22 protein-coding genes are annotated in these 24,809 nt (G+C 68.2%); 5 read left to right on the forward strand and 17 right to left on the reverse strand.

What is annotated here, in order from left to right:
* Positions 1-4: 4 nt before the first annotated feature.
* The 6 genes from GTK09_RS06795 to GTK09_RS06820 form a co-directional block, all read right to left on the reverse strand.
* The gene (locus GTK09_RS06795) at positions 5-1,117 is read right to left on the reverse strand and encodes an AbrB family protein (protein ID WP_163462182.1); all 1,113 of its coding nucleotides are present in this window, start codon (positions 1,115-1,117) and stop codon (positions 5-7) included.
* The gene (locus GTK09_RS06800; RefSeq protein WP_163462183.1) at positions 1,114-2,283 is read right to left on the reverse strand and encodes a pyridoxal phosphate-dependent aminotransferase; all 1,170 of its coding nucleotides are present in this window, start codon (positions 2,281-2,283) and stop codon (positions 1,114-1,116) included. Before GTK09_RS06800 ends, GTK09_RS06795 begins: the two co-directional genes overlap by 4 nt.
* A gap of 299 nt (positions 2,284-2,582) precedes the next feature.
* Positions 2,583-4,718 carry a polyribonucleotide nucleotidyltransferase gene (gene pnp, locus GTK09_RS06805; protein ID WP_163462184.1) on the reverse strand — a complete coding sequence of 712 codons (2,136 nt, stop codon included), beginning with the start codon at positions 4,716-4,718 and terminating at the stop codon, positions 2,583-2,585.
* A 295-nt stretch (positions 4,719-5,013) separates the two neighbouring features.
* Positions 5,014-5,283, reverse strand: a complete 270-nt coding sequence (gene rpsO, locus GTK09_RS06810; protein ID WP_163462185.1) for a 30S ribosomal protein S15 — start codon at positions 5,281-5,283, stop codon at positions 5,014-5,016.
* Between the two features lie 327 nt (positions 5,284-5,610).
* A complete protein-coding gene (locus GTK09_RS06815; RefSeq protein ID WP_163462187.1) occupies positions 5,611-5,955 on the reverse strand; it encodes a DUF2147 domain-containing protein in 345 nt (114 codons plus the stop codon).
* Positions 5,956-6,171: 216 nt separating this feature from the next.
* Positions 6,172-6,510 (reverse strand): DUF2147 domain-containing protein, encoded by a 339-nt coding sequence (locus GTK09_RS06820; protein WP_246217750.1) that lies wholly within the window; start codon positions 6,508-6,510, stop codon positions 6,172-6,174.
* A 481-nt stretch (positions 6,511-6,991) separates the two neighbouring features.
* Here GTK09_RS06820 and GTK09_RS06825 point away from each other — a divergent pair, with 481 nt between their 5' ends.
* Entirely contained in the window at positions 6,992-7,264 is a 273-nt protein-coding gene (locus GTK09_RS06825) for a hypothetical protein (RefSeq protein ID WP_163462191.1), read from the forward strand.
* Between the two features lie 55 nt (positions 7,265-7,319).
* Here the strand turns inward: GTK09_RS06825 and GTK09_RS06830 are convergent, their stop codons facing one another.
* Positions 7,320-8,432 (reverse strand): pyridoxal phosphate-dependent aminotransferase, encoded by a 1,113-nt coding sequence (locus GTK09_RS06830; protein WP_163462193.1) that lies wholly within the window; start codon positions 8,430-8,432, stop codon positions 7,320-7,322.
* A gap of 253 nt (positions 8,433-8,685) precedes the next feature.
* Complete coding sequence (locus GTK09_RS06835) at positions 8,686-9,213, reverse strand: gamma carbonic anhydrase family protein (RefSeq protein WP_163462195.1); 528 nt, start codon at positions 9,211-9,213, stop codon at positions 8,686-8,688.
* A 250-nt stretch (positions 9,214-9,463) separates the two neighbouring features.
* On the opposite strand from GTK09_RS06835, the gene GTK09_RS06840 reads away from it, so the two are divergent.
* From GTK09_RS06840 to GTK09_RS06850, 3 genes are all read left to right on the forward strand, one after another.
* Complete coding sequence (locus GTK09_RS06840) at positions 9,464-10,600, forward strand: metallophosphoesterase family protein (RefSeq protein ID WP_163462197.1); 1,137 nt, start codon at positions 9,464-9,466, stop codon at positions 10,598-10,600.
* 4 nt (positions 10,601-10,604) lie between these two features.
* A complete protein-coding gene (locus tag GTK09_RS27760) occupies positions 10,605-13,274 on the forward strand; it encodes an AAA family ATPase (protein WP_163462199.1) in 2,670 nt (889 codons plus the stop codon).
* A 417-nt stretch (positions 13,275-13,691) separates the two neighbouring features.
* The gene (locus GTK09_RS06850) at positions 13,692-14,906 is read left to right on the forward strand and encodes a porin (protein ID WP_163462201.1); all 1,215 of its coding nucleotides are present in this window, start codon (positions 13,692-13,694) and stop codon (positions 14,904-14,906) included.
* Between the two features lie 521 nt (positions 14,907-15,427).
* Here the strand turns inward: GTK09_RS06850 and GTK09_RS06855 are convergent.
* Positions 15,428-16,453, reverse strand: a complete 1,026-nt coding sequence (locus GTK09_RS06855; protein WP_163462203.1) for a glucokinase — start codon at positions 16,451-16,453, stop codon at positions 15,428-15,430.
* Between the two features lie 150 nt (positions 16,454-16,603).
* Positions 16,604-17,599 (reverse strand): penicillin-insensitive murein endopeptidase, encoded by a 996-nt coding sequence (mepA, locus tag GTK09_RS06860; protein ID WP_163462205.1) that lies wholly within the window; start codon positions 17,597-17,599, stop codon positions 16,604-16,606.
* Positions 17,600-17,832: 233 nt separating this feature from the next.
* On the opposite strand from mepA, the gene GTK09_RS06865 reads away from it, so the two are divergent.
* On the forward strand, positions 17,833-18,564 hold the full coding sequence (locus GTK09_RS06865; protein WP_163462207.1) for a glutathione S-transferase: 732 nt from the start codon (positions 17,833-17,835) through the stop codon (positions 18,562-18,564).
* Between the two features lie 19 nt (positions 18,565-18,583).
* On the opposite strand, the gene GTK09_RS06870 is transcribed toward GTK09_RS06865, so the two are convergent.
* From GTK09_RS06870 to GTK09_RS06900, 7 genes are read right to left on the reverse strand one after another with little or no spacing between them, the layout of a single operon-like run.
* Entirely contained in the window at positions 18,584-19,831 is a 1,248-nt protein-coding gene (locus GTK09_RS06870; protein ID WP_163462208.1) for a BatD family protein, read from the reverse strand.
* Positions 19,825-20,481, reverse strand: coding sequence for a hypothetical protein (locus tag GTK09_RS06875; RefSeq protein ID WP_163462209.1), 657 nt, complete (start codon positions 20,479-20,481; stop codon positions 19,825-19,827). The genes GTK09_RS06870 and GTK09_RS06875 overlap by 7 nt, the downstream gene beginning before the upstream one ends.
* A 1-nt stretch (position 20,482) precedes the next feature.
* Entirely contained in the window at positions 20,483-21,409 is a 927-nt protein-coding gene (locus GTK09_RS06880; protein WP_163462210.1) for a VWA domain-containing protein, read from the reverse strand.
* Positions 21,409-22,362, reverse strand: coding sequence for a VWA domain-containing protein (locus tag GTK09_RS06885; RefSeq protein WP_163462211.1), 954 nt, complete (start codon positions 22,360-22,362; stop codon positions 21,409-21,411). Before GTK09_RS06885 ends, GTK09_RS06880 begins: the two co-directional genes overlap by 1 nt.
* Positions 22,359-22,787 carry a hypothetical protein gene (locus tag GTK09_RS06890; protein ID WP_163462212.1) on the reverse strand — a complete coding sequence of 143 codons (429 nt, stop codon included), beginning with the start codon at positions 22,785-22,787 and terminating at the stop codon, positions 22,359-22,361. Before GTK09_RS06890 ends, GTK09_RS06885 begins: the two co-directional genes overlap by 4 nt.
* Positions 22,774-23,727: a DUF58 domain-containing protein gene (locus GTK09_RS06895; RefSeq protein ID WP_163462213.1), complete on the reverse strand. Its 954-nt coding sequence runs from the start codon at positions 23,725-23,727 to the stop codon at positions 22,774-22,776. Before GTK09_RS06895 ends, GTK09_RS06890 begins: the two co-directional genes overlap by 14 nt.
* A complete protein-coding gene (locus GTK09_RS06900; protein WP_163462214.1) occupies positions 23,727-24,719 on the reverse strand; it encodes an AAA family ATPase in 993 nt (330 codons plus the stop codon). Before GTK09_RS06900 ends, GTK09_RS06895 begins: the two co-directional genes overlap by 1 nt.
* Positions 24,720-24,809 lie beyond the last annotated feature (90 nt).

A 24,809-nucleotide genomic window follows, 5' to 3' on the forward strand; every position in this document is an offset into this window, starting at 1 on the left:
GGGGTCATTCTCCCGGCGCTCTCGATCCGTCTTTCGCCGACCCGGCGCCGAATTCCTCGCGCGCCTCGCGGCGTGACACCCGCTTGGCCAGGAAGGGCACGATCATCGCGATGGCGAAGAAGCGCACCACGTGGTGGGAGGCGACATAGGCCGGGTCGATGTCGAACTGGAAGGCGAGCACCGTCAGCGCCTCGAGCGCGCCGGGCGCGTAGGCCAAGGCGACGTTCGGCGCCGGCAGGTCGACGAAGGTGACCGCCGCAAGGCCCGCGAGCCCGGTGCCGACGAGGCTGAGGGCGAAGCAGCCGAGGGACGGCACGAGCAGCTGCAGGAAGGCCTTCGGGCGGATGCCGTTGAGCCGGCTGCCGACGATGATGCCGAGCAGAACGAGGCTCGGCAAAGCGAGGAAGGCCGGGAGCGACACCGCGACGGCGTTCGTCCCATGCAGGACGGCGCTGCCGATCAGCGCGCCGAGCATCATCCCGCCGGGAACGTTCAGCTTCGCCGCGAGAAAGGCCGTGACCGCGCAAAGCGAGAACATCAGGGCGTATTCGGCGAGCGAGCCATCGACGGACGGGCGGATCGATGAGCCCATCACGTCGCCGCCTTCCAACGCACCGAGCAGCGGCACCAGCGCGGCGATCAGCATCAACAGCCGGATCGACTGGATGATCACCACCCGCCCCATGTCGGCCTTGGTCTCCGAGGCCGCTGCGACGACGAAAGAGAGGGCTCCGGGCAGCGAGGCAAAGAGCGCGGAAGCGTGATCCCAGCCGAGCAGGCGCCGCAGATAGGCATAGCACAGGACCACCGCGAGAAGCACGCCGACGAGCTGAATGACGAAGGACAGCGGCCAGAGGGCGATCTGACTGGCGATCTCCGGCGACACGCCCGAGCCCGCCTGGACGCCGAGAACAAAGAAGGCGAAGGTCCTCAGCGCCTCCGGCAGGCGGGTGTCGAAGCCGGAGAGGCTGAGGATCGTCGCTGCGACGACCGGGCCGAGCAGCCAGGCGACCGGCAAGCCGAGCGCATTGGCGACGACTGCGCCGACGAGGGCCGCGGCGATGGTGATACCGAGACCGCGCAGGCGAGAAAATGCCGCCCGTCCTGCGACCTTCACACCTGATATCCGATCCATTCGGCCAGCCGGTGCGCCGCCGCCTCCACCTCGTCGAGGCGGCGGTGGAAGCAGGCGCGGAAGAACGGCTTGCCCTGCGGTCCGAACGCCGTGCCCGGCGCAATCGCCACCTTCGCCTCGTCGACGATGCGAAAGGCGGCGGTCTTCGTATCGGTGATGCCGTCGATCTTGAAGAAGGCGTAGAAGGCGCCGTCCGGCGGCGACAATTCGACCTTGTTGGTCGCAGTCAATATGTCGCCGAAGATGTCGCGGGCGGTCTCGGCCCGGGCGACCTGGTTCTCGACGAACTCCTCGCCCCGCTTGAGCGCCGCTATCGCGCCCCGCTGCATGAAGGCGGCGACGCCGGAGTTGGAATACTGGATGAGGTTCTCGACCACCTGGCCGAGCGCCGGGCTCGCCTCGATCCAGCCGATGCGCCAGCCGGTCATCGCCCAGTTCTTGGAGAAGGAATTGACGAAGATGATCGCGTCATGGGACGCCATGACGTCGTGGAACGAGGGCGCGCGCTGCCCCTCGTAATAGAAGCGGGCATAGATCTCGTCGGCGATGATGACGATGCCGGCCTCACGGGCGATCTTCAGGATTCCGGAGAGCGTCTCGCGACTCGCCGTCCAGCCGGTCGGGTTCGATGGCGAGTTGACGAAGAGAACGCGCGTCTTCTCGGTGATCGCGGTCTTCAGCTTGTCGAGGTCGAGGCTCCAGCTTCCGTTTTCGGAATCGAGCGAGACCTCCCGCGTCGCCGCGCCCATCAGCCCGGCGGCGGCGGCGAAGTTCGGCCAGGTCGGGCCGATGAACACCACCTCGTCGCCGGCCCCCGCCAGCGCCATCAGCGCGATCTGGATCGCATGCATGCCCGAGCCGGTGACGAAGAAACGGTTCGGCTCGAGATTCTGGCCGTAGAGCCGGCTGGTATACTGGCTGAGTGCCTCGCGCAGCTCGGGCAATCCCCGCTGCCACGTATAGAACGTCTCGCCCGCCTTCAGGCTCTCGGCGGCGGCATCGGCGATGAATTGCGGCGTCGCAAGATCACCCTCGCCGGCCCACATGGGGATGATCCCCTCCTTGCCGCGGGCATGATTGACGACGGCAACGATGCCGCTTTCGGGCGCCTCGACGGCTTCGCGGCGCAGGCGGGTGAGGTCGAGCATGAGGGGGCTTTCGGATGACGGGTGCATTCTGCTGCCGCTGCGATCGGGTGGTGCTGGTCGCAACGTGTCATAGTCCGCTCGCCATATCACTGCAGACGCCGACGGAAAAGCACCGGTACCGCAGTGCGAGAGCTTGTGATGGGTCGACAGCCGCAACTGAACTGGTTGAACCGCTCTGCGGCGATGAGGTGATCTACCGCCGGATGCCGGTCTTGCGCGGTTATAGAAAAACGCGCCCGGGTTTCCCCGAGCGCGCCTGTCATTTCTGCTGAGGCTTCCGCCTCGACGTGCGGTGCGGCTTACGCCTGCTCGTCCATCGCTTCCTTGGACAGCTCTTCGCCCGTCTCCTGGTTCACGACCTTCATCGACAGGCGGACCTTGCCGCGCTCGTCGAAGCCCATGAGCTTGACCCAGACCTTCTGGCCTTCCTTGACGACGTCGGTCGTCTTGGCGACGCGGCCGGCGCCGAGCTGGGAGATGTGGACGAGACCGTCCTTGGAGCCGAAGAAGTTGACGAAGGCGCCGAACTCGACGGTCTTGACCACCGTGCCCTCGTAGATTTCACCGACTTCCGGCTCGGCGACGATCGAGTGGATCCACTTGCGGGCCGCCTCGATCTCCTTGCCCGAGGCAGAGGCGATCTTGATCGTGCCGTCGTCGTCGATGTTGATCTTGGCGCCGGTCTTTTCGACGATCTCGCGGATGATCTTGCCGCCCGAGCCGATGACGTCGCGGATCTTGTCGGTCGGGATCTGCATGACCTCGATGCGCGGAGCGAACTCGCCGAGTTCGGCCCGTCCTTCCGACAGCGCCTTCGACATCTCGCCGAGGATGTGCTCACGGCCGCCCTTGGCCTGGCCGAGGGCGATCTTCATGATCTCCTCGGTGATGCCCTGGATCTTGATGTCCATTTGCAGCGAGGTGATGCCCGCCGCCGTGCCGGCCACCTTGAAGTCCATGTCGCCGAGGTGATCCTCGTCGCCGAGAATGTCGGAGAGGACGGCGAAGCGCTCGCCTTCCTTGATCAGGCCCATGGCGATGCCGGCCACCGGGGACTTCAGCGGAACGCCCGCATCCATCAGCGCCAGCGAGGTGCCGCAGACCGTCGCCATTGAGGACGAGCCGTTGGATTCGGTGATCTCGGAGACGACGCGCAGGGTGTAGGGGAACTGCTCGGGCTCCGGCAGCATGGGGTGGATCGCCCGCCAGGCGAGCTTGCCATGGCCGATCTCGCGGCGGCCGGGCGAACCCATGCGGCCGGTCTCACCGACGGAGTAGGGCGGGAAGTTGTAATGGAGCAAGAAACGCTCCTTGTAGGTCCCGGTCAGGGCGTCGACGAACTGCTCGTCTTCGCCGGTGCCCAGCGTCGCGACGACCAGCGCCTGGGTCTCGCCGCGGGTGAACAGCGCCGAGCCGTGGGTGCGCGGTAGGACGCCGACCTCCGAAACGATCGCCCGGACCGTGTCGAGCGAGCGGCCGTCGATGCGCGAGGAGGTGTCGAGGATGTTCCAGCGGACGATCTTGGCCTGCAGCGACTTGAAGACCGCGCCGACCTCTTCCTTGGAATATTTGGTCTCTTCGGCGCCCTCGGGCAGGAAGTGCGCCATGACCTTCTTCTTGACGACGTCGACGGCGGCGTAGCGGGCCATCTTGTCGGTGTTCTTGTAGGCGTCGCGCAGCTCGGTCTCGGCCAGCTGCAGCATCTCGGCCTCGAGCGCCGAATGATCCGGCGCGTGGTGCTCGCGCGGCTCCTTGGCGGCGACTTCGGCCAGCTTGATGATCGCGTCGATCACCGGCTGGAAGCCGCGGTGGCCGTGCATCACGGCGCCGAGCAAGATGTCTTCGGAAAGCTCGTTGGCTTCCGACTCGACCATCAGAACGGCGGCGTCGGTGCCGGCGACGATCAGGTCGAGCGAGGATTCCGGCATTTCGTCGACATGCGGGTTCAGCTTGTACTGGCCGCCGATATAGCCGACGCGGGCGGCGCCGATCGGGCCCATGAACGGAACGCCGGACAGGGTCAGCGCGGCGGAGGCCGCGACCATCGCGACGACGTCCGGATCGTTCTCGAGGTCATGCTGCAGGACGGTGCAGACGACCTGGGTGTCGTTCTTGTAGCCGTCGGCAAAGAGCGGGCGGATCGGGCGGTCGATGAGGCGCGAGGTCAGCGTCTCCTTCTCGCTCGGCCGGCCTTCGCGCTTGAAGAATCCGCCGGGGATCTTGCCGGCGGCGAAGGTCTTTTCCTGGTAGTTGACGGTCAGCGGGAAGAAGTCGAAGCCGGCCTTTGGCTGCTTCTCCGAAACGACGGTCGCGAGAACCGCGGTCTCGCCGTAGGTCGCGAGCACGGCGCCGTCGGCCTGGCGGGCGATCTTGCCGGTTTCCAGGGTGAGCGGGCGGCCCGCCCAGTCGATTTCCACCTTGTGGGTGTTGAACATGTTCTTGCCTTTCGTTCGGCGTCGCAGCCGGGAAATCCCGATGCGGCGCTTTGGCGTTGTTCTTTTTCAAAACGCGCCATGGGCAAGACGGCGAGAGGCTTCGCGCAGCGCTTCGTCAGTGAAGCGTTCGGCCGTTTTCGGCCAGCCCGGAAGCATCCGGCAATCCTGCCCCATGACCGTTCGGTGGTCCGTCGCGGGCAGGGCCCGCGGGGGTCAGGCGACGACCGCGCACGGCGGCCGGTCGAAATGCCGGCGGGCCCCCGAAGCTGCGCTCGGGGGCCCGCCGGGATGTGGTTTAGCGGCGCAAGCCGAGACGCCCGATCAGCGTCTGGTAGCGGCTTTCCTCGCGCGACTTCAGATAGTCGAGAAGGCGCCGGCGCTGCGAGACCATCTTCAGAAGGCCGCGGCGCGAGTGGTTGTCCTTCTTGTGCGACTTGAAGTGATCGGTCAGGTTGTTGATCCGTTCGGTGAGGATCGCCACCTGCACCTCGGGCGAACCGGTGTCGCCCTCCTTGGTCGCATATTCGGTCATGAGCGCAGCCTTGCGCTCTGCGGTGATCGACATCGCGATACCCTTTCTTGTCGGTTTTTGCGGGGTCGTGACGCCCTTCGCCGGGATGTCGTCCAGCGTGGGCCGTGAAGCATCCGGCCGCTGAAAGCGGCCGACGCCTGGGCGCATATAACGGATCGCGGCGCCAATTGCTAGCCGGTGTCCGGGATCGAGACATGGGAACCCGGGCCGCTGCGCGGGCATCCCGCCTGGGCCGCGAGCCGCCCGTGCGCCGGATGCGACTGGTCTCAGCGCCGGCGCCGCTCGATCGAGCGACGCCGGCGGTTCCGCAAAGATCGGTCGCCCCCGCCGATCCGCACGGAATTTCGGTCGCGACCTGGCCTATTGACGGGTCCAACTCTGCGACCGGCAGAAGATCTTCAAGGCACAGCCCGTCAGCTTCAGCGAATTGCCGTCGACCTCCGCCGTGCCCTCGTAAGTCCTGCCATTGGCGGGATCGGTGATCCGACCGGCGTAACTCGAACCCGACCCGCTCATCTGGCCGATCCGCTTGCCCTTGTGCTCGCCGGTGAGGATCGTCGTGCAATAGGCCTTGCCGCAGGCGGAGATCTTCGCCGTCTCGCCGCTCGCCGTCCGCCAGTTGCCGACGATCGGCGCCGCAGCAGAGGCGGCGGGGATGCTGGCGGCAAAGATCGCCGCCGCGGCGAGCGCGGTGAATGTCGACATGTCGATTCCTCCCCTGTTGCCTGCGGTCGTCGTTCCCAGCCACCGCCGTTTACGTAAACGTAAACGATTTGTCGACTGCTGCAAAGCCGTTCCGTTCGATGCGGCGGAAGCGAAGAGATCACCGGCGCGAGGAAATGCCGCCTGCGGCGAAGACGGCCGATCCGGAGCGGGAACCGGCCGGATGGCGCGGGACGGGCCCGCTGCGGGAGCGCCCCGTTAGATCCGCGTCCAGACCTGGGTCTTGCAGAACACTTTCAAAGCGCAGCCCGTCAGCTCCAGCTCAGTCTTGCTGACGGTCGCCGAGCCGGAATAGGTGCGATCGTCGCGCGGATCGGTGACCTCGCCTTCGTAGGTGCCGCCCGACCCGGCCATCCGGCCGACCGCCTTGCCTTTGTGCCGGCCGGAGATGACGGTGGCGCAGTAGTTTCCGCCGCAGGTGCTGACCTGGACGATGCCGCCGCCCGGTGCGCGCCACTTGCCGCGGATCGGCTCCGCCGAGAAAGAGGGTGTTGCGAATGCGGCGGCGAGCACCGTGGCGAGAATGAGTGACTTCATCTGTGGTTTCCTCATCGGATCTTGTCGGTCTATGCCGTCAGGTCGGCACTTGTGCAAATCGTCGCCGTCGCCTGATCCCGTGCCGGCATTGCGCACGAGGCCTGCTGGTCCTGGTCGGTCGCTTGAGATCGGCCGCAGCGGCGGGAACCCTCGTCTCGACCTTCACCATCCGAAGCACCTAGCAGCACGGTTTCGCTGCTGGTCACCACCCGATGGCTCCAGGCGGAGTTCGGCGACCGATGGCGGCGGAATTATGCGTCTTCATCCCGCTGGGGAAGACCTCTCGCTCAATCGTGATGAGGACGCGACAAGTTGTGTGAGCGCGATGCAATGCGGGCATCGATCACAGAAGACCGTCGGACTCTGTTTACCGCAACGGCAGCAATCGGCATTTAGATCGAATTAAGCGAAAATCTTAAGCACCCTTTCAAGCCGAGACGCGAAGATCCTGGTCATAAGAACACGAATAGGGACAGGGACCATGGCGCATATCGACAATATCACCTTCGATCGTCCGGCCGACAATGGCGCCCGCTTCGTCGACGGCGCGATCCTCATGCAACTCGGCATGCGCGCTGCGCGCGGTGGCGACGGTGCACCAGATCTGGTCGCCGCCCACATGTATTTCAACCTCGCGGACCGTAAGGGTGTCGAGGGTGCGGCGGCCCACCGCCGGGACATCGCGGCGGACATGTCGAAGGCCGAGATCGCGGCGGCGCTGCGGGCCGCGCGCCAGTGGCTGACGCTGCACTAGCATCGCCTTTGCTGGGCCGTAGAACCCCCATCGAGGCTCGGCCTTCGTCCTGTTGTCAGCGCTCGGGTCGCCCGACCTCGTCGATGGCGCCAATCAGCGCGTCCTCGAACAGCGCCAGGTCTTCCGGCCGCCCGACCGAGACGCGGATCATCCGGTCGAGCGGCGCGACGCCGGGCATGCGAATGAAGACGCCGCGCTGCAGGATGGCCGACAGCAACGTCCGAGCGTAGGTCCCGTCGCCGCCGCAGTCGATGGCGACGAAATTGGTGGCGGAGGCGAGCGGCGTCAGGCCCGCCCGACGCGCAATCGCCGAAAGCTCCTCGCGCGCCCGCGCGATCTTCTTTATTGCCTCTGCGAGATAGGCCTGGTCCGCGAGTGCCGCGAGAGCCCCGGCCTGGGCGATGCGCGACACGCCGAAATGATTGCGCACCTTGTCGAACTGGGTGACGGACGCCGGCTCGCCGACGACATAGGCGACCCGCACGCCGGCCATGCCGTAGGCCTTCGAGAAAGTGCGGAAGCGCAGGAGGTTCGGCCGCATCAGCGCGATCTTGGGCAGGCTGCCTTCCGGGGCGAGGTCGGCATAGGCCTCGTCGAGGACGAGGATCGTCTCTTCCGGAATTGCGTCGATCAACCGTTCGACGGTGGCGGCGTCGTGCCAGCTGCCGGTCGGATTGTCGGGATTGGCGAAATAGACGAGCTTCGGGCGGAGGGCCCTGGCCCGCTCGATCAGCGCCTCGGGGTCCTCGTGGTCGTCGCCCCGGTAGGGGACGAAGTCGAGCCGCGCCCCGTGGCCGGCGACGTGATAATTGAAGGTCGGATAGGCGCCGAAGGAGGTGACCACCGTATCGCCGGGGTCGGTCGCCAGATGGACGAGGTGGCCGAGCAGGCCATCGATGCCTTCGCCGACGGCGACGTTTTCCATGCCGATGCCGTGATGGGCGGCGATCGCCTGTTTCAACTCGTATTGCTCCGGGTCGCCATAGGCCCAGCTGTCACCCGCCGCCAGTGCCATCGCCTCGACCACCTGGGGCGATGGCCCGAAGACGCTTTCATTCGCCCCGAGGCGGGCGCGGAATTTCACGCCCATGCGCCGCTCCAGCGCCTCCGGCCCGACGAAGGGAACGGTGGCGGGAAGCGAGCGGGCGAGATCGGTGAAAAGCGGCATCGAGAGGTTCCGGCGAGCGCATGGCCGTGGCAGAGCTGCCGGGCGGCGGGTTCGGGCGACGAGGGTGACGCGTCTCGGTACCAGCGGCCGAAGACGCTGATACTTGCGACCGCGGAACACATCCGGGCTTCGATGCCGTGCCGAAAGCTCGACGAGAATCCGGATGGGGAACGGACGGCCGCTTCCGACGTCGCTCCGTCTTACGCGGAGTTTCCCAACGGGAAAAGAGGCCGCGGCGAGCTGGTCGTGCCGCTCACCCGTCGATGCGCTTCAGCCCGGTCGAGAAGCGGTGGCCGTTGCGATGGTAGTGCCGGGCCGATTCGCGCAGTTTTTCCGCAGCCGCCTCGTCGAGCGTGCGGACGGCCTTGGCCGGTGCGCCGACGATCAGGGAATATTCGGAAAACTCCTTGCCTTCGGTAACGAGTGCGTTCGCCCCGACGATGGAGTTCCTGCCGATCCTGCCGCCGTTGAGCACGGTCGCGCCCATGCCGATCAGGACGTTGTCTGCGACCGTGCAGCCATGGACGATCGCCGCATGGCCGATGGTGCAGCCGGCGCCGATCGAAAGCGGCAATCCGGCGTCGCTGTGGAGGACGGCATTGTCCTGGACGTTGGTCTCCGCACCGATCTCGATCCACTCGTTGTCGCCGCGGATCACCGCGCCGAACCAGACGCTCGCCCCCTTGCCGAGCCGGACGCGGCCGATCACCTGGGCGTTCGGAGCGATGAAGACGTCCTCGCCGATGTCCGGCCGATCGTCGCCGAGTTGATAGACCGGCATCGCCGTTACTCCCGTTGGTTCGCTGTGGGGCGAACTTGCGCGATCGGCGCCGGCGGGGTCAAGCTGCCGGCAGAAGATGCGCGCCGGGCGGCCTCTCGTTCGGCCAGGATCCTCGCCCGCGCGTGAAAAGTCGTTGAAAAGCTTGACGCGGGCGGCCTGCTGCACTTGCCATCCGCGATGGCGAGGCGCGAGGGTCCCATCCTATTCTCGCCCCGACAACTCAGATTCACGACGAGAGCAAGAGCGCGGAATGATCCGGCTTCTCCATACGGCGGACTGGCAGATCGGCAAGCCCTTCGGCGGCTTCGACGAGGAGCGGCGGGTAGAACTGCGCGCGGCGCGCTTTGCGGCTGTGGGTCGGATCGCCGCCCTTGCCGCCGAGCGCCAGGTCGATGCGGTGCTCGTCGCCGGCGACGCCTTCGACGACAACGGCGTCCTCGAGCGTGACGTCAACCGCGTACTCGATCAGATGGCGCGCCATTCCGGCCCCTGGGTGTTTCTGCCGGGCAATCACGACGCGGCGGTGACCGGCAGCGTCTGGGGACGGCTGGGGAGCCTTGCCGCCCGGCGCGGGCTGGCGAATGTGATCGTCGCCGACGAGCCGTCGCCGATCGTGCTTCTGGATGGACGTCTCGCCATTTTGCCGGCGCCGCTGGCGCGCCGCCACGAGGGCGCCGATCTCACCCGCTGGTTCGACCATGCCGAGACGCCGGCGGGCGCGGTCCGCGTCGGCCTCGCCCATGGCGCCTTGGAAAACCGCCTGCCGGACGGCGCCGACGCCGGCAATCCGATCGCCGAGACCCGCGCCGAGACGGCCCGCCTCGACTATCTGGCGCTCGGCGACTGGCACGGCTTCCTGGCCGGAATCGCGCCGCGGACCGTCTATGCGGGAACGCCGGAGCCGGACCGCTATCCCGCCAACGAACCGGGCTTCGTCGCGCTGGTCGACATCGACGGGCCGGGCGAGGCGCCGCGCATCGAGCGGGCGCCGGTCGCTCATTATATATGGCAGGCGCGCGCCGAGCGCCTCGATGGCGACGTCGGCGCTCTGGAACCGCTGCTCGCCTCCTTCGACGATCCGGGGCGGACGCTGTTGAAGTTGAGCCTCGCCGGCAGCCTGCCGCTGCGCGAGCGGCTCAGGCTGGAAGAGACCCTCGGCCATTGGCGCGACCGCTTCTTTTCCCTCGACATTCGCGACGATGATCTGTTCGACGAGCCGGACGAGGACGATCTCGACCGGATCGATCTCTCCGGTTTCGTGCGCACCGCCGTCGAGACGCTGCGCGCCAAGGCCGCCGATCCGGCCGATCCCGAGCGTGAAACGGCACGGCTGGCGCTGCGCATGGCCTATGTCGAGCATCGGCGACTGTCGGGATCGGAGCGGTGACGACATGTACCTGAAATCGCTCCGTGTCAGCGAGTTCGCCGCCATCGCCGAGGCTTGTCTCGAAAACTTCGATCCCGGCCTCAACGTCGTCGTCGGCGACAACGAGGCCGGCAAGTCGACGCTGCTGAAAGCGTTGCGGGCTGCCTTCTTCCAGAAATACCGCGGCCGCGGCGAGGCGGTGGAAGCCTTCCTGCCCTATGGCGGCGACGGACGCCGCCCCACGGTGGCGGTGTCCTTCTCCCATGGCGGCGCCGACTATCGGCTGACCAAGAGTTTCCTGACCCGCCCCGCCGCCGAGCTCGAAGGCCCCTGGCAGGCCCCGGTTTCCGGCGATGCCGTCGAGGAGAAGCTCGCCGAACTCCTCGGCTTCACCCATCCAGGTCGCGGCGATTCGAAGCTCTCCGAGCATCAGGGAGCCTTCGGTCTCCTCTGGGTCGAGCAGGGGCGCTCGAACACCGGGCTCGACATCGGCGCGGGGCGCGATGCGGTGACGGCGTCTCTCGAAGGGGAGGTCGGCACGATCCTCGGCGGCGAGCGCGGGCGATCGCTGATCCTCGCCGCCAAGGCGCTGAACGACCGGCATTTTACCGCGACGGGCCGGCAGTCCGCGAATGGGCCGCTGAAGGCGATCGAGGACGAACTCGCCGCCGCGCGCAAGGACCTTGCCGAAAAGCACGCGGCGCAGGCCGATCTCGACCAGAAGCTGAGGCGGCTGGAGGATCGGCGCCGCGCGCTGAGGGGCTACGAGGCCGAACGAACTGTGGAAAAGGCCGACGAGGCCCTGCGCGCCGCGGAAACCGGCCTGCGCCGGGCCGAGGAGCGCGAGCGCGAGTGGGAGGCGGCGGAGGCTGCGCTGCGGCAGGTCGAGGCGGTCCGCGCCGGGACCGTGGAGGCGCTGCAGCGGCGCGACGATCTCGCCAAGGCCGTGGCAGCAGCCCGGCGTGCCTTCGAGACCGCAGCCGCCGACTACGCCGAGATCGACGCCGCTGCGCGTATCGCAGTCGAGGCGGTGGCCGAGGCCGCCAAGGCGCAGGAAGCCGCCCGCGCAGCTCTGCAGTCGGCCGAACGGCGCCACGAGGCGCATCGGCGGCGCTCCGATCTCGCCCGCGAAACCGCCGAGCGGGACCGCCTCGACGCTCTCGTCGCCGAGGCCGGTGCGCTGACCGAGCAGATCGCCGAGCGCGCGGCGGAGCGCGATCTCGTGACGATCGACCCGAAGATCCTGACGGCCATCGACCAGGCGGAACGCCGGCAGCGGGACTGCGAGGTGCGCCTGCAGGTAGCGGCGCCGGCCGTCGTCTTCGAGCCCGAGGCAGGCGCCGCGGTCCGAGCTGCGGGCGGCGAGACGGTCGCGCCGGGCCAGCCGCAGCGGGTGCTCTCGCGCAGCCGCTATCTGCTGGATGGCTTCGGCGCCATGACGATCGAGCCCGGGGGCGGCGCGGCCAATCTCGAAACCGAATTGCGCGAGGCGCAAACGGCGCTCGCCGGCCTGTTGAAGGGCTACGGCGCGGCGAGCGGCGACGAAGCCCGGCGGCTGTTCGCCGAGCGCCGGGAGCACGAAGCCGAATTGAAGCTTCTCTCGGCCCGCCGCGACGCCCTCGTCCCGGAGGGTCTCGACGCGGCCAAGGCGCGGCTGCGCGCCGCCGAGGCCGCCGTCGGCCGACTGGGCACTACCGTGGCGGACGACGAGCGGCGCGGTGATTCGCCGATCGCCGCCGAGGACGGTGAGGAGGTCGCCGAAGCCCTGGTGGCTGCGCTGAACGTCGCGCGTCGCGCCACCACGGCGGCAGACGAGCGCACCAAGGCCGCCTCCCGGGAGAGCGAGACGGCGACGCTGCGCCGGGCGGCAGCCGAAAGTGATCTGACGCATCTGAAGGCGCAGGCGGAACGCTTGCGCAGCGAAGCCGAAATCGCCGAAGGCGCGATGCCGCGCCCACGCCTGGTGGAGCGGTTGGCCGAGGCCGACGCGGATCTCGAGGCCAAACGCGGCCGCCTCGCCCTGCGACGCCAGCAGCGGGAGGAGGAGGGGCGGGAGGCCGCCGAAGCGAGGCTGAAGGCGGCCGAACGGACGCTCCGGCAGATCACCGCGACGGTGCAGCAATTGCGCGACGAGACCATCGGGCTGGAAGGCGAGGTGCGGGTCGCCGGCGGCAGCGGCCTCGGAGAGGCGATACAGCTTCTCGACGAGAGGATCGGCGATCTCGAAAGACGCCGGGCGCGCACCGCGCGGGAGGCCGATGCCTCACGACTGCTCTATACGACGCTTCTGGGCGCGCAGCGGGCCGCGCGGGAACGTTGGCTCGGGCCGATCAAGACGCGCGTCGCACCGTTCCTCAAGCTCATCCATCCCGAGACCGACATCGACCTCGACGAAGAGACGCTGGAACTGAAGGGTCTGACGCGCGCCGGGGTGGAAGAGCGTTTCGACCGACTGTCGGCGGGCGCCCGCGAGCAGGTCGCGGTGGTGACCCGGCTCGCCCTCGCGCAAGTCCTCAAACAGGGCGGTCATCCGGCGACGGTCATTCTCGACGATGCGCTCGTCAACACCGACGAGATCCGGCTGGAACGCATGCATCAGGTGCTGCGCGAAGCGGCCAAGGAGCTGCAGGTGATCGTGCTGACCTGCAGGGAACGTGACTTCCGCGACCTCGGAGCGCCGATGTTTCGCGTCTGATTCGCCGTTTGGGGGCCGAATCCGCCCCTGGCCGCAATGTGGGTCGATTCACGGGTTCCGACGTCGTCAAGCCACGCGCAAGCTCCCAGCCGAGGGGAAATGCGGGGCGAATGCCACCCGGCTGAGAGAACCGCGCCCCAAAAGCCCACGAAACCCCGGATCGGCGGCGTTCAGGCCTATGGTTAGCGGCCGGTGAACGAAAAAGTGGCATCAGCGCAACACGGGTGTGTCCAAAGCGTCTCAAGGGGGGGAGTGTGGCAGATATGCGATTGCATCGATTCCACGTCTCGATATTGTCGGTGTCAGAAAGATCGCAGGGGCAAACGGCTTCGGACTTTCGCACAGGGGATGGGGCAGGGAAGGCTGTCCTTCATACAAGGCCCAACCCTAACCTATTAATTGACTGGAGGTCAGGACATGAACTTTAAGAGCCTTCTTCTCGGCTCCGCTGCGGCTTTCGTCGCAGTCTCCGGCGCCCGCGCTGCGGACGTCATCGTACCGGTCGCCCCGGAACCCGCTGAATACGTCAAGGTCTGCGACGTCTACGGCACCGGCTTCTACTACATCCCGGGCACCGAGACCTGCCTGAAGATCGGTGGCTACGTCCGCTACCAGATCACCGCCAACGGCGCCATCAGCGACGACAACGGCAACGACTTCCTCATCAACAACGAGGGCGACACCTACCAGGTCGGTTCGCAGGTTCGCGTCCGTCTGAACTTCGACGCTCGTGAAGAGACCGAACTCGGCACCCTGCGCGCTTTCGCTCGCGTCCAGGCCACCAACCTTGCCGGCTCGAACAACACCTATGCGATGGATCAGGGCTATCTGCAGCTCGGCGGCCTGACCATGGGTAAGCTCGACAGCCTGTGGGCCGATGACGACGATCTTCTGACGGATACCGACCTCACGGTCGGCGACATCAGCACCAACCAGATCCGCTACACCTACGCAGCTGACGGCTTCTCGGCTGCGATCGCGATCGATGACGACTCCACGGGCGACTGGATCCCGAACGTCGTCGGCCAGCTGAAGTATGCCGGCGGCTGGGGCTTCGTCTATCTGGCCGGTTCCTACGCCGAAGACCAGGCCTTCCAGGTCGCAGGGCCGGGTCTCATCGGTGTCGAGCGGGGCAGCGACGATGCCTTCGCTTTGAAGGCCGGTCTCTCGCTCACGGATCTGATCGCCGCCGACTCCGAGTTGAAGATCGTCGGTAGCTACGCCTTCGACCCGTCCGTCTACTCGCAGATCAACGTCCTCCGCGGTTTCACCAACACCGTCGGTGCGTACGGCCTGCCGGGCAACGCTGCCTTCAACGGCAGCGACCTGTTCGACACGCTTCCGGTCGAGTGGCAGGTCGGCGCTGCTTACGCTCAGTCGTTCGGCAAGCTCGGCGTTGCGGTGTCGGGTGCTTACGGAGAGACGTTCGACATCTTCGCCAACACCACCAACATCGGCAACGGCACGTACTACAAGTTCGTCGGTAACGTCGGCTACGAAGTCACCAAGAACTTCGACGTCCTCGCCGAGGTCGCCTATGCCAACGTCGATTTCGACTCGAACATCGCTGGCCTCGACGACAACTCGCTGGATCAGACCACCGGCTTCCTCCGCTTCGTTCGCTCCTTCTAATCGAAGCAGCATCTGAGCAAGACTTGACGAAGGGCCCGGCGCGCAGCGCCGGGCCCTTCGCTTTTTTTGCGCGGTCCGCCCGTGCGTCCCATCAAAAAGGGCCCATGCGGGAGGCGCGCGGTCGACCGGCCAACCCGCGTGGAAACCGTCGGTCATTGGTGGAATGGATGTTCGGGCAGCACGGCGGAATCGCCGGCCTGTCTTTCCTCCCGTCCCGCCTCTCCGCGGCTCGTTCCGTCGACGACTGGCCTCGGTCACATACGCCGACGCCGCCCGGAACGCCGATCGATCCGAGCGACATCGAATCGCGGCGCATTCATGCGCTCGGCAGATGGAGAGTCGGCGCAGTGACCGCCGGATATGTGTCGCTTGTGGGGAGCGTCGACCTGCCTGCAGGAGACCGGCCACGCTGCAGGAGACCGAGGCGCGAAGACGCTCCGGCAACCGACGGCCCCTGCAGATCCAAATGCCGAAGAGTCTTCAGGCCGTGCGGAAGCAGGACTTCGGCCGTTGGAGGCCGATCATCCCACCCAGTGGCGGCCGGTCGTCTCCAGTCCGAAGAAGCGCGGCGTGCGGGCGAAGGTGGCGAGACCTGAGAGCGCCGCGAGCGGCTCGGTCACCACGTAGAGCGGGATCTCGCGCATCAGCTCGGTGTGCGGCGCCTTGTCTTCGAAGGCGGCGCGGACGTGATCCTTCTTGATCACCGGGATCAGCCGCTGGAAGATGCCGCCACCGATGAAGACGCCGCCGCGCGCCATGAAGATGAGCGCGATGTCGCCGGCGATGCGGCCGAGATAGGTGGCGAAGAGATCGACCGCTTCCCCGGCTTCGGCGTCCATGCGGTTGATCGCCGCCTCGGTGATCGACTGCGGCGTGTCGAGCGAAGGCTCGACGTCCTTCACCGCGCAGATCGCCCGATACAGATTGATCAGGCCGCGGCCGCACAGGATCTGCTCTCCCGAGACCCGCCCTTCGATGGTAGCGAGATGGGGCCAGATCGCATAGTCGCGGGCCGTGCGCGGCCCCATGTCGATGTGCCCGCCTTCGCCTGCCACCGGGATCCACATGTTGCGGGCCCGCACGAGGCCGGCGACACCGAGGCCGGTGCCCGGACCGAGCACGGCGCGGCTCGCGCCCTCACGGATGACGCCGCCGCCGATCTGGGTGCGGGCGTTCTCCCTCAGGGCGGAGATTGCCAGTGCCTGGGCCTCGAAGTCGTTGAGGACGATGATCTCGGAAATACCCAGGCCTTCGATCATCCCCTTCGGGCGGACCACCCAGGGACAGTTGGTCAGGTCGATTTCGTCGCCGTCGATCGGGCCGGCGACGGCCAGCACCGCTGATTTCGGCTGCAGCGACGTCTTGTCGAGGACGCTCGTCTGGATCGCCTCGTCGATGTTCTCGAAGTCGGCGGTCTGGACGACCGGAAACATCTTCGGCTCGGCATAGGCGTCGACGATGATGGCGAATCGGGCGTTCGTCCCGCCGATGTCGCCGATCAGGACCGGAAATTTCAAGGGGTCGCCGCCGTCGCGTGTCGATGCCATCTGATGCCCGCCGCTTCAATCGATTCGCATGGCGTTGAGATAGGCCATCAATGCCGCGAAGGCAAAGTCGAAGCGTCGCGGTGGCGGCCTTCGATCGAAACGAGGGCCGGGGGATTTCGGCGTGAGCGGGCGGCCGCGCCTCGGCCAGCCTCAGCGCAACGGGCGCGACGTCGGGATCGGCACCTGCGGCGCTGCAGGCGCATAGGCATCGGCATAGCCTCCGCCTGCCGGGGTTGCGGAGCTGCTGTCGGCGGCGACGGCCTCGCCCTTGTCCGGGGCGGAGAGGACCGGGCGGCAGGCCGCGGGCATGCCGGCAAGCGTCAGCGGGGGTTTCGGCTTCGGCGGCTTGGCGCCCGGCGGCGGCGGTTGGAGCGCCACGTCGAACCACCAGTCCAGCTCGTCGCAGCCGTCGCCGCGCCCCACCGCCTGCTGCGGCTTGCAGCCGGGAGAGCCGGGCTGGCAGAACAGCCGAACGTGGAAATGTTCGTCATGGCCGTAGAGCGGCCTGACCTTGGAAAGCCAGCCGCGGTCGCGGCCCGCCGTCTCGCAGAGCTTCTTCTTGATGCCAGGATTGACGAAGACCCGCTGCACCTCGGGTTGTTCGGAGGCCAGCCTGATCAGATCGCGGTAATTGTCGTCCCAGATCCGGTCGTCGACGCTGAAGGTGCCTTTCCTCAGGACCGAGCGGAACGGATAGGTCTCGCGCTGTTCGACCGTGAGGCGGGGCGAGGGCATCGGCCGCAGCCAGACGTCGAAGTCGAGCCCGACCTGATGGGAGGCGTGGCCTGACGCCATCGGGCCGCCGCGCGGCTGGGAGATGTCGCCGACGAGAAGGCCGGGCCAGATGCCGGCCCGCGCCGCCTGCCCGGCGAGGCGCTGGATCAGGCCGACGGCGGCGGGCTGGCCATAGCGCCGGTTGCGGGAAAGCCGCATCACCTGCCAGTTCGGGCCGTCCGGGCGAAGCTCGGCGGCGCCGGCCATGCAGCCGTTGGAGTAAAAGCCGATGCTCTGCGGTGCACCTGCCGAGGGCTGGCGTTCGGCCGAAAACAGAAGCTTCGCTGGCGTTTCGGCGTGGGCCAATCCGGCGGCGAGCGGGTTGGCGAGGAGGGCGGCGCCGCAGGCGAGAAGAAGCGTTCGAAGTTTCATCGCATTCCCTTAAGCGCCGCGCTTTCGCGCGCCGAATGCCTCGGCGCCCGCAGGCGAGGACGAAATCTAGTCCGGCCCGGTGACGCGAGGCTTGCGCGGGGCGCTCAGATTCGCGGCCACGGCGATATGACCGACGAATGGTCTGAAAATGCGACGGGCCCTCATCATCGGTCGGTCGCGACCTATCATCCCCTGGGAAATCGACCGCTCAACCGAAAGGACGAGGCACGATCATGACCTACGATCTCTACTACTGGCCCTCCGTCCCGGGACGCGGCGAATATGTTCGTCTCGTTCTCGAAGCCGCCGGGGCCGATTACCGCGACGTCGCCCGCCTCGATGCGTCGGAGGGCGGCGGAATCGAAGCGATGTTCGCCTTCATCGAGGGCAAGCGCGGCGCGCTTCTGCCCTTCGCGCCGCCGTTTCTCGTCGCCGGAGAGATCGTCCTGTCGCAGGCCCCGGTGATCGCCGCCTTTCTCGGCGAGCGCCATGGCCTTGCGCCGGAAGGCGAGGCCGATGTCCTGTTCGCCCGGGCGATCGCAGCGACGACGGCCGATTTCGTCGCAGAGGCCCACGACACCCACCATCCGGTCGGCGTTTCGCTCTATTACGGCGACCAGAAGGCGGAGGCGGCGCGCCGGGCAGAGGATTTCCGGAGCGGGCGGATGCCGAAATTTCTCGGCTGGTACGAGGCCCTCCTCGCCGCCAATCCGGCCGGGCACAGCTGGCTGGTCGGTGACCGGATGACCTATGCCGATCTCGGCCTGTTCCAGACGGTCGAGGGCCTGAGATACGCCTTCCCCCGCCGCATGCGGAGCTTGTCCGAATCGATTCCGCTGGTCGAAGCCTTGTGCAAACGCGTCGCATCGAGCGAGCGCATCGCCATTTATCTGGCGAGCGATCGCCGCCTCGCCTTCAACGAAGACGGCATCTTCCGGAATTATCCCGAGCTCGACGGCGAGTGAACCGAAGTCAGGCGCGTGATCAGCCTCGCGGCCTTGCCGCAATGCCCCGACCCCGCTGCCACGCGTCGATCTCGTTCGCCGCCTCAGCTCGGTGAAACACCTCTCGCAGCCGGCGGTCGAGGCTGTGCAGATCCATGACCTGCACCGGCGCGCCGCGAAACAGCGCCGCGTCGATGGCGGCGAGTTCTTGCTCCGGTGCATGGCCGTGCCGGGACAGGCGCTTCGCGGCGATGCGGCGATAGGCCCTGACGTCGCCGCGGATGCGGGCAGCGCGCATCGCGAGGGCGTCGCGCTCGGGGAGCCACCGGCGAAGCCGCGCCAGGATCTCGCGCGCGGGCAACGGCCGGCGGCGATGAAGCGCGGCGCCGACCGGCAGGAGAAGGCCGAGGGCGAGCGGCAGCAGCCAGTTCTCCAGGCGCGTCCGCGCGGCCGACCCTTCTGGCGCGGTGATCGTCGCATAGGCGAATCGGCGTGACTTCATCACGAGGTCGCGCATCTCCCGGCTTTGCGTGTCGAACCAGGGGATGTGATAGGCCGGCAGCCGGCCGGGTTCGGACCGCGAAGGCCGCATCCGCCATTGCCACTGCACCGTGCCGACCGGGCCGTCGCGGGTGATCTCGGTGGTGCGGATTTCCGGCGCGATGAAGGCGATCAGCCAGGGCGCGACGACCTTCGGCGGCGGCGGCAGCGCGGCTGCGGTCTGGCCGACGGCGGTGATCGTCACCGTCCGCGTCGCCGTCGCGCCGTCGGCAAGCCGCGCCGTGTCCATGTCCCAGTGGTCGTCGATGGTGACGTTCTTCGCCGGCAGCCACCAGCCGCCATCCGTCGCGGGCTTCGGCTTCACGGTGAGATCGAGGGCGTTCGAGGCGACGATCGTCTCGCTGCGTCGTCCGCTGCCGTCGTCGAGGGTGAGGCGATGGCGGAACGGCCCGATGGCGAGCGTGCCCGGCTTCTGCGGATAGAGCGCCAGCTTGCGCTCGACGGTGGTGTATTCGCGGCCGTTCTTGCGGCTCTTCGACCAGACGTCGCGGCCGAGCTGCAGCCAGGTGAAGTTCGCAAGCTCGATCCCCTCGAAGCGCTCCAGCGTGATGAAGGCGTCGTAGTCGCCGCGCAGCGTCAGGAGCACCATTTCGCCGACATAGGGCTCGAGGCTGTCGGCCTCGATCGTCGCCTCGAGGGTGAGATCGGGTTCGGCGGCATCTGCGGACGTCGCCGCGCCAAAGGCGAGAAATAGCCCGAAGAGGACGGCGATCAGCTTGCCTACCATGCGGTATCCTCCGGGGGATTGGCGAGGCCGAGATCCTGACGGCGCTGGTACTCGGCCTTGATCCGGCGCTTCAGATAAAGCGCCGGCTCGTCCTCCAGCGTCGCCAGCCAACCTTCCGTCGCCGTGGTCATGCTCTTCACCCGCGGATCGAGGATGCTGAGCTGGATGGCGACGCTCTTCGCCTGGATCAGGTCGCGTTCCGAGGCGCCCGCATCCGACGGACCGTCGGCCATGGCATTGGCGGCGACACCGTCGATTTCGTTGGATTCGCCAATGACATCCGGCACCAGCCTGGCGACGAGATCGCGGTTGAACCGGGCGTCGACATCGGACGGATCGACGAAGAGGACGGCGTCGAAATAGGCGACGGCCAGGGCGTATTTCCCGGTGGCGGCGAGCGACAGGCCGCGGTCGTAGGTGGCGCGGCGTCCGGCCGCGGCGAAAGCTGCGTCGGCAGCATCATATTCGCCGCTCTCGTAGAGCGCGACGCCTTTCGCATGGGGGTCGGTCAACAGCGGCAGGGCGAGGCGGGGCAGGCCGCCGGCCAGCGCCAGTCTGCCGAAGGCTGCAGGGCCAGCGACGAGCGCCGCGGCACCAGCCGCGACGATGCAGACCAGCGAGAGGGCGATCCGGGGTGACGCGCGGTCCATGTCAATGCGCCTTACGGAAGAGAAGCAGCGCCGGGATCAGCGCCAGGACGAGAAGATAGCGGCCGAAATCGGCGAAGAAGAGGGCGGCGGTGTCGCCTTTTGCCAGATCGCTCGCCGCTCGTCCGCCGATCGCGTCGGCGAGCGCGGCAGGATCGCGCGCCTCGCCGAAGCTGCCTGCGCCCTCGCCGGTCAGCCGTTCGAGGCTCTGAGCGTCCGGCGGCGGCATGTCGCCGCTCTTGGCCGACGGACGCACCAGAAACGCGTCGACATGGATGCCGCGCCCGGCGAGATCGCGCGCCGTCTCAAATGCCTCCGGAGCCAGATTGTCGCCGTCGGTGACGAGAACGACGTCGCCCTTCAGGACGTTCGCCTCGCGGAACATTCGGCTGGCCAGCGCCAGCGCCCGATCGGTTCGCGATCCGGGATTGGGCACGACCTCGCCGTCGAAGAGGGCGATCAGCGGCGAGAGGGCGGTGGCGTCGGAGGTGAAGGCGCTGGCGACATAGGCTTCCCCGGCATAGACGATCATCGCCACCGGCCGCCCCGCCGCCCGTTGCAGGACGAGCTGTGCGGCGGCCTGGGCATCGGCGAGGCCCTCGCCCTCGACGATCGAGCGGGAGAGGTCGATGGCGACGACGATGCCGTCGAGATTGCGGAAAGTCTCCGGATCCTCGATGCGCCGGGCCGGGCCGGACAGGGCCAGGGCGATCAGCGCGGCGATGGCGATCGGGACGACGAGGCGGCGGCCGCGGCCGGGCACGACCCGGCCGAAGCGCTCCATCGCCCGCATCAGCACCGGATCGACCGCCCGTTCCCAGGCGCCGAGGCCGCGGGCGCGCCGGAGCGCCACGAAGGCGAGAAGGGCGATCGCCGGCAAGGCGAGGAGCCAAGAGGGGCGCAGCAGGACGAGGGAGCCGATCTCCGCCATCACAGCGCCCTGCGGCTGACGACGAGGAAGATCGAGCAGGCGAAGGCGAGCATCGCCGGATAGATCCAGAAATCCTGGCGCACCGTCGCCGGCGGCCGGTCGAGGCCGCTCGCCTCCAGCCGGTCGATCGCCGCCGTGACCGTTTCGAGATCGGCGGTGGTCCTGACGCGGAAGCTGCTGCCGCCGCTGGTCTCGGCGATTTCCCGCAATGTCTTGGCGTCCACGGCGTCGGGATCGTTCGGGCGGGTCTCCTGGTCTTCCGGGCCGAGGGCGATGGTATAGACGGTGACGCCGAGCCGTTTCGCCAGGCCTGCCACCTCGGCCGGCAGGACGTTGCCGGAGGTGTCGGCGCCGTCCGACAAGAGCACGACGACCCGCGAGCGGGCCTCGCTCGTTTCGAGGCGCTTGAGGGCGACGCCGAGCCCGCCACCGATGGCCGTCGAGCGGCCGGAAATGCCGATCACCGCCTCGTCGATCGCTCGCGCCACGGCGGCGACGTCGAAGGTCAGCGGCGCCGCGACATAGGCCCTCTCGGCAAACAGGACGAGGCCGACCCGGTCGCCGGCGCGCCCGGCGACGAAGCGCCTGCCCACCGTCTTCACCGCATCGAGCCGCGTGACGGTCTCGCCGTCGAGGGTAAAGTCCGTCTGCTCCATCGAGCCGGAGAGGTCGATCGCGAGAACGAGGTCGCGCCCGGAAACCGGCAGGGCCTCGACCGGGGAAAGCCGCTCCGGCCCGGCGAGCGCTGTGACGAGCGCCAGCCACAGGAGGATTGGGATGGCCCGCTGCGCCCGCACCGAGACGCCGTCCCGCGCTTCGCCGGGGAGCGAGCGGCCGATGCTTTCCGGCAGGACGAGCGCGCCCGTCACCGCCTCGCGCCCCGACAGGAGCTGCATGGCGACGAGCGGCAGCGGCAGGAGCAGGAATGCGAGCGGCATGGCAAAGCCGATCATCGCCTTTCCCCCTTGCCGATGGCGCCGAGAATTGCGGCGTCCAGCGCGTCCGAATCGAGGGCCGGGTGCGGCCGGTATAGCTCGGCGTCGATGCCGGCGCGGATCGCGGCGAGCCGCGCGTAAGCCAGCTCTCCCCGCTTGCCCTTGGCCTCGGCGTCGCGCTTCAGGGCTGCGACGATCGCCGCCTGCCTGACGAAGCGCTCCGCCGGCGAAAGACCGCGCGCGGTGTCGAGCCCGTCCTTGGCCTCGGCTGCGAGCGAGCGCCGCGGAGCGGTCAGTGCCCTCAGCATGAGCGCCAGGACGAGGCCGGCGAGGAGGGCCAGCGAGAAGATCGCCAGCGCGCCGTGCCAGTCGAAAGCATCGAAGCCCGGCGGCAGACGCACCGGCCGGAGCTGCTCGACGAGGTCCGGATCAGCGGCGGCCATCGATCCCCTCCATCGTCGCCGCCATCGCCTCGAAGGTGGCGTCGGCCGCAAGCGGGCGAACCGCGACGCCTGCCCCGGCGAGCCTTTCGGCCCGCTCGTCGAGAGCCGGATCCTCGCGGCCCTCCGGCCGCTTCCCCTCCTTGGCGAAGAAGGCCCAGCCCATCGGGCCGGCGCCGTCCCTGCCGGCGAGGCGATAGGGATAGGCGCCGGTCGGCGGATCGGTTTCGAACCGGTCGCGGACGAGGAGGACGGTCATGGCGAACCTGCGGCAGGCGGCGCCGGCAAGGCGGGGGAAATCCGCGCCTTCGTCGTCGAGGCCCGTCGCCAGGATGAGCGAACTGCCGGGAAGGCCCCGCCCGACCGCCTCGTCGAGGAGTTCGGCAAGGCTCGGCTCACGGCGATGGCGGCCGGTCGTCAGGGCCTGCGCTGCCGCCTCGTGGGCGTTTTCGAGCGCGCCGGCGATCTCGGCCATCGCCCGTTCCCGCGGCCGCGGCGGCAGGAACTGCGTCGTCCCGGCGGCGGCCACCAGCAGGCCGACGCGCCCCCCCGCCTCGACGATCCGCCAGCCGGCCAGCGCCAGAGCGCCGGCCGCCGCGACCGAGCGCAGCCGCCCCCGCGTTCCGAAGAACATCGGCGCCCGGAAGTCGGCGATCAGCAGCGCCGCCCGGTCGCGCTCGTCCCGGAAAGTGCGAACATGGGTCTTGGCCGTGCGCGCCGTCGCCGCGGCGTCGACGTGGCGGATGTCGTCGCCTGCGGAAAACAGCCGGACGTCGACGATCTCGAGGCCGTTGCCGCGGCGCTTGCCGGCAAAGCCGCCGGGCCGGCCGATTGGCGCGAGGCGTCGCTCGGGAATGTTGCGGACGATGTGGCGCATGGCGAAGAGCCGCGCCGCATCGACCCGCGTCGCCTCGTCGGCGGGATCGAAGGACGGCGCCTGCATCACAGCGGCTCGACGCGCTCGACGAGCTTGGCCACGAGGCTGCGGCCGGTAACCCCTTCTGCGCTGGCTCGCCAGGTGGGAATGACGCGGTGGGAGAGGATGTCCGGGGCGAGTGCGGAGACGTCTTCGGGCACCGCGTAGTCGCGGCCGGCGAGGAAGGCGCGGGCCCGCGCCGCGGCGGCGAGGGCGAGCGACCCGCGCGGCGAGACGGCGTGCTCGATCTTGTCCTCGACGTCCGGCATCGCGCCGCTCTTGCGCGTCGCCATCACCAGGCGGACGATATAGTCCTTCATCGCGGGGGCGAGATGGATCGCCGACGCCTTGCGGCGGGCGGCAAGGATCGTTTCGGTCGGGATCGGCGCCGGGCGGGCGGGCGCCTCGCCGGCAGCTTCCCGCTCGACGAGGCCGAGGATCTCCAGCTCGGAAGTGGCATCCGGCAGCTCGACGAGGACATGCATAAGGAAACGGTCGAGCTGCGCCTCGGGCAGGGGAAAGGTGCCCTCGTGCTCGATCGAGTTCTGGGTCGCGACCACCATGAAGGGCTGCGGCAGCTCGTAGGTGACGCCGCCGGCGGTGACCTGCGCCTCGCCCATGGCTTCGAGCAGCGCCGACTGGACCTTCGGCGGGGCGCGGTTGATCTCGTCGACGAGGACGAGCGAATGAAACACCGGCCCTTCGACGAATTCGAACCGACCGGTCTCGGGACGGAACACCTGGGTGCCGGTGAGATCGGCCGGCATCAGGTCGGGGGTGCACTGGATGCGCGAGAAGGAGGCTTCGAGCCCGCCGGCCAGAAGCTTTACCGCCCGCGTCTTGGCGAGGCCCGGCGGGCCCTCGACGAGCAGGTGCCCGCTGGTCAAGAGCGCGATCATCAGCCGCTCGACCAGGCCGGAGCGGCCGATCAGCCCTGCCTCGACGCTTTGCTTGAGGCTGGCGAGCGGCGCCGCCGGGTCATTGTCCGGCGCCGGAGCAGCATCTCTTTGGCGCTGCATACGCGTCTCCGCGAGCGAACGATCCAATTATCCCTCCCCATCGCCACGTGGAAGGCGGTGCCAGACCTCCGCGCGACTGGAAGGGATTAT

It is taken from the genome of Jiella pacifica, assembly GCF_010500815.1.
GTDB classification, from domain to species: domain Bacteria; phylum Pseudomonadota; class Alphaproteobacteria; order Rhizobiales; family Rhizobiaceae; genus Jiella; species Jiella pacifica.

What these genes read in the sequence shown, in the direction of transcription:
- GTK09_RS06865 (WP_163462207.1), top strand. Translation starts at nt 17,833, where the DNA reads ATGACCTACGATCTCTACTACTGGCCCTCCGTCCCGGGACGCGGCGAA.
- GTK09_RS06890 (WP_163462212.1), bottom strand. Translation starts at nt 22,787, where the DNA reads ATGGCCGCCGCTGATCCGGACCTCGTCGAGCAGCTCCGGCCGGTGCGT.
- GTK09_RS06800 (WP_163462183.1), bottom strand. Translation starts at nt 2,283, where the DNA reads ATGCTCGACCTCACCCGCCTGCGCCGCGAAGCCGTCGAGGCGCCCGAA.
- GTK09_RS06820 (WP_246217750.1), bottom strand. Translation starts at nt 6,510, where the DNA reads ATGAAGTCACTCATTCTCGCCACGGTGCTCGCCGCCGCATTCGCAACA.
- pnp (WP_163462184.1), bottom strand. Translation starts at nt 4,718, where the DNA reads ATGTTCAACACCCACAAGGTGGAAATCGACTGGGCGGGCCGCCCGCTC.
- mepA (WP_163462205.1), bottom strand. Translation starts at nt 17,599, where the DNA reads ATGAAACTTCGAACGCTTCTTCTCGCCTGCGGCGCCGCCCTCCTCGCC.
- GTK09_RS06900 (WP_163462214.1), bottom strand. Translation starts at nt 24,719, where the DNA reads ATGCAGCGCCAAAGAGATGCTGCTCCGGCGCCGGACAATGACCCGGCG.
- GTK09_RS06885 (WP_163462211.1), bottom strand. Translation starts at nt 22,362, where the DNA reads ATGATCGGCTTTGCCATGCCGCTCGCATTCCTGCTCCTGCCGCTGCCG.
- GTK09_RS06815 (WP_163462187.1), bottom strand. Translation starts at nt 5,955, where the DNA reads ATGTCGACATTCACCGCGCTCGCCGCGGCGGCGATCTTTGCCGCCAGC.
- GTK09_RS06830 (WP_163462193.1), bottom strand. Translation starts at nt 8,432, where the DNA reads ATGCCGCTTTTCACCGATCTCGCCCGCTCGCTTCCCGCCACCGTTCCC.
- GTK09_RS06870 (WP_163462208.1), bottom strand. Translation starts at nt 19,831, where the DNA reads ATGGTAGGCAAGCTGATCGCCGTCCTCTTCGGGCTATTTCTCGCCTTT.
- GTK09_RS06855 (WP_163462203.1), bottom strand. Translation starts at nt 16,453, where the DNA reads ATGGCATCGACACGCGACGGCGGCGACCCCTTGAAATTTCCGGTCCTG.
- GTK09_RS27760 (WP_163462199.1), top strand. Translation starts at nt 10,605, where the DNA reads ATGTACCTGAAATCGCTCCGTGTCAGCGAGTTCGCCGCCATCGCCGAG.
- GTK09_RS06840 (WP_163462197.1), top strand. Translation starts at nt 9,464, where the DNA reads ATGATCCGGCTTCTCCATACGGCGGACTGGCAGATCGGCAAGCCCTTC.
- GTK09_RS06895 (WP_163462213.1), bottom strand. Translation starts at nt 23,727, where the DNA reads ATGCAGGCGCCGTCCTTCGATCCCGCCGACGAGGCGACGCGGGTCGAT.
- GTK09_RS06835 (WP_163462195.1), bottom strand. Translation starts at nt 9,213, where the DNA reads ATGCCGGTCTATCAACTCGGCGACGATCGGCCGGACATCGGCGAGGAC.
- GTK09_RS06875 (WP_163462209.1), bottom strand. Translation starts at nt 20,481, where the DNA reads ATGGACCGCGCGTCACCCCGGATCGCCCTCTCGCTGGTCTGCATCGTC.
- GTK09_RS06850 (WP_163462201.1), top strand. Translation starts at nt 13,692, where the DNA reads ATGAACTTTAAGAGCCTTCTTCTCGGCTCCGCTGCGGCTTTCGTCGCA.
- rpsO (WP_163462185.1), bottom strand. Translation starts at nt 5,283, where the DNA reads ATGTCGATCACCGCAGAGCGCAAGGCTGCGCTCATGACCGAATATGCG.
- GTK09_RS06825 (WP_163462191.1), top strand. Translation starts at nt 6,992, where the DNA reads ATGGCGCATATCGACAATATCACCTTCGATCGTCCGGCCGACAATGGC.
- GTK09_RS06880 (WP_163462210.1), bottom strand. Translation starts at nt 21,409, where the DNA reads ATGGCGGAGATCGGCTCCCTCGTCCTGCTGCGCCCCTCTTGGCTCCTC.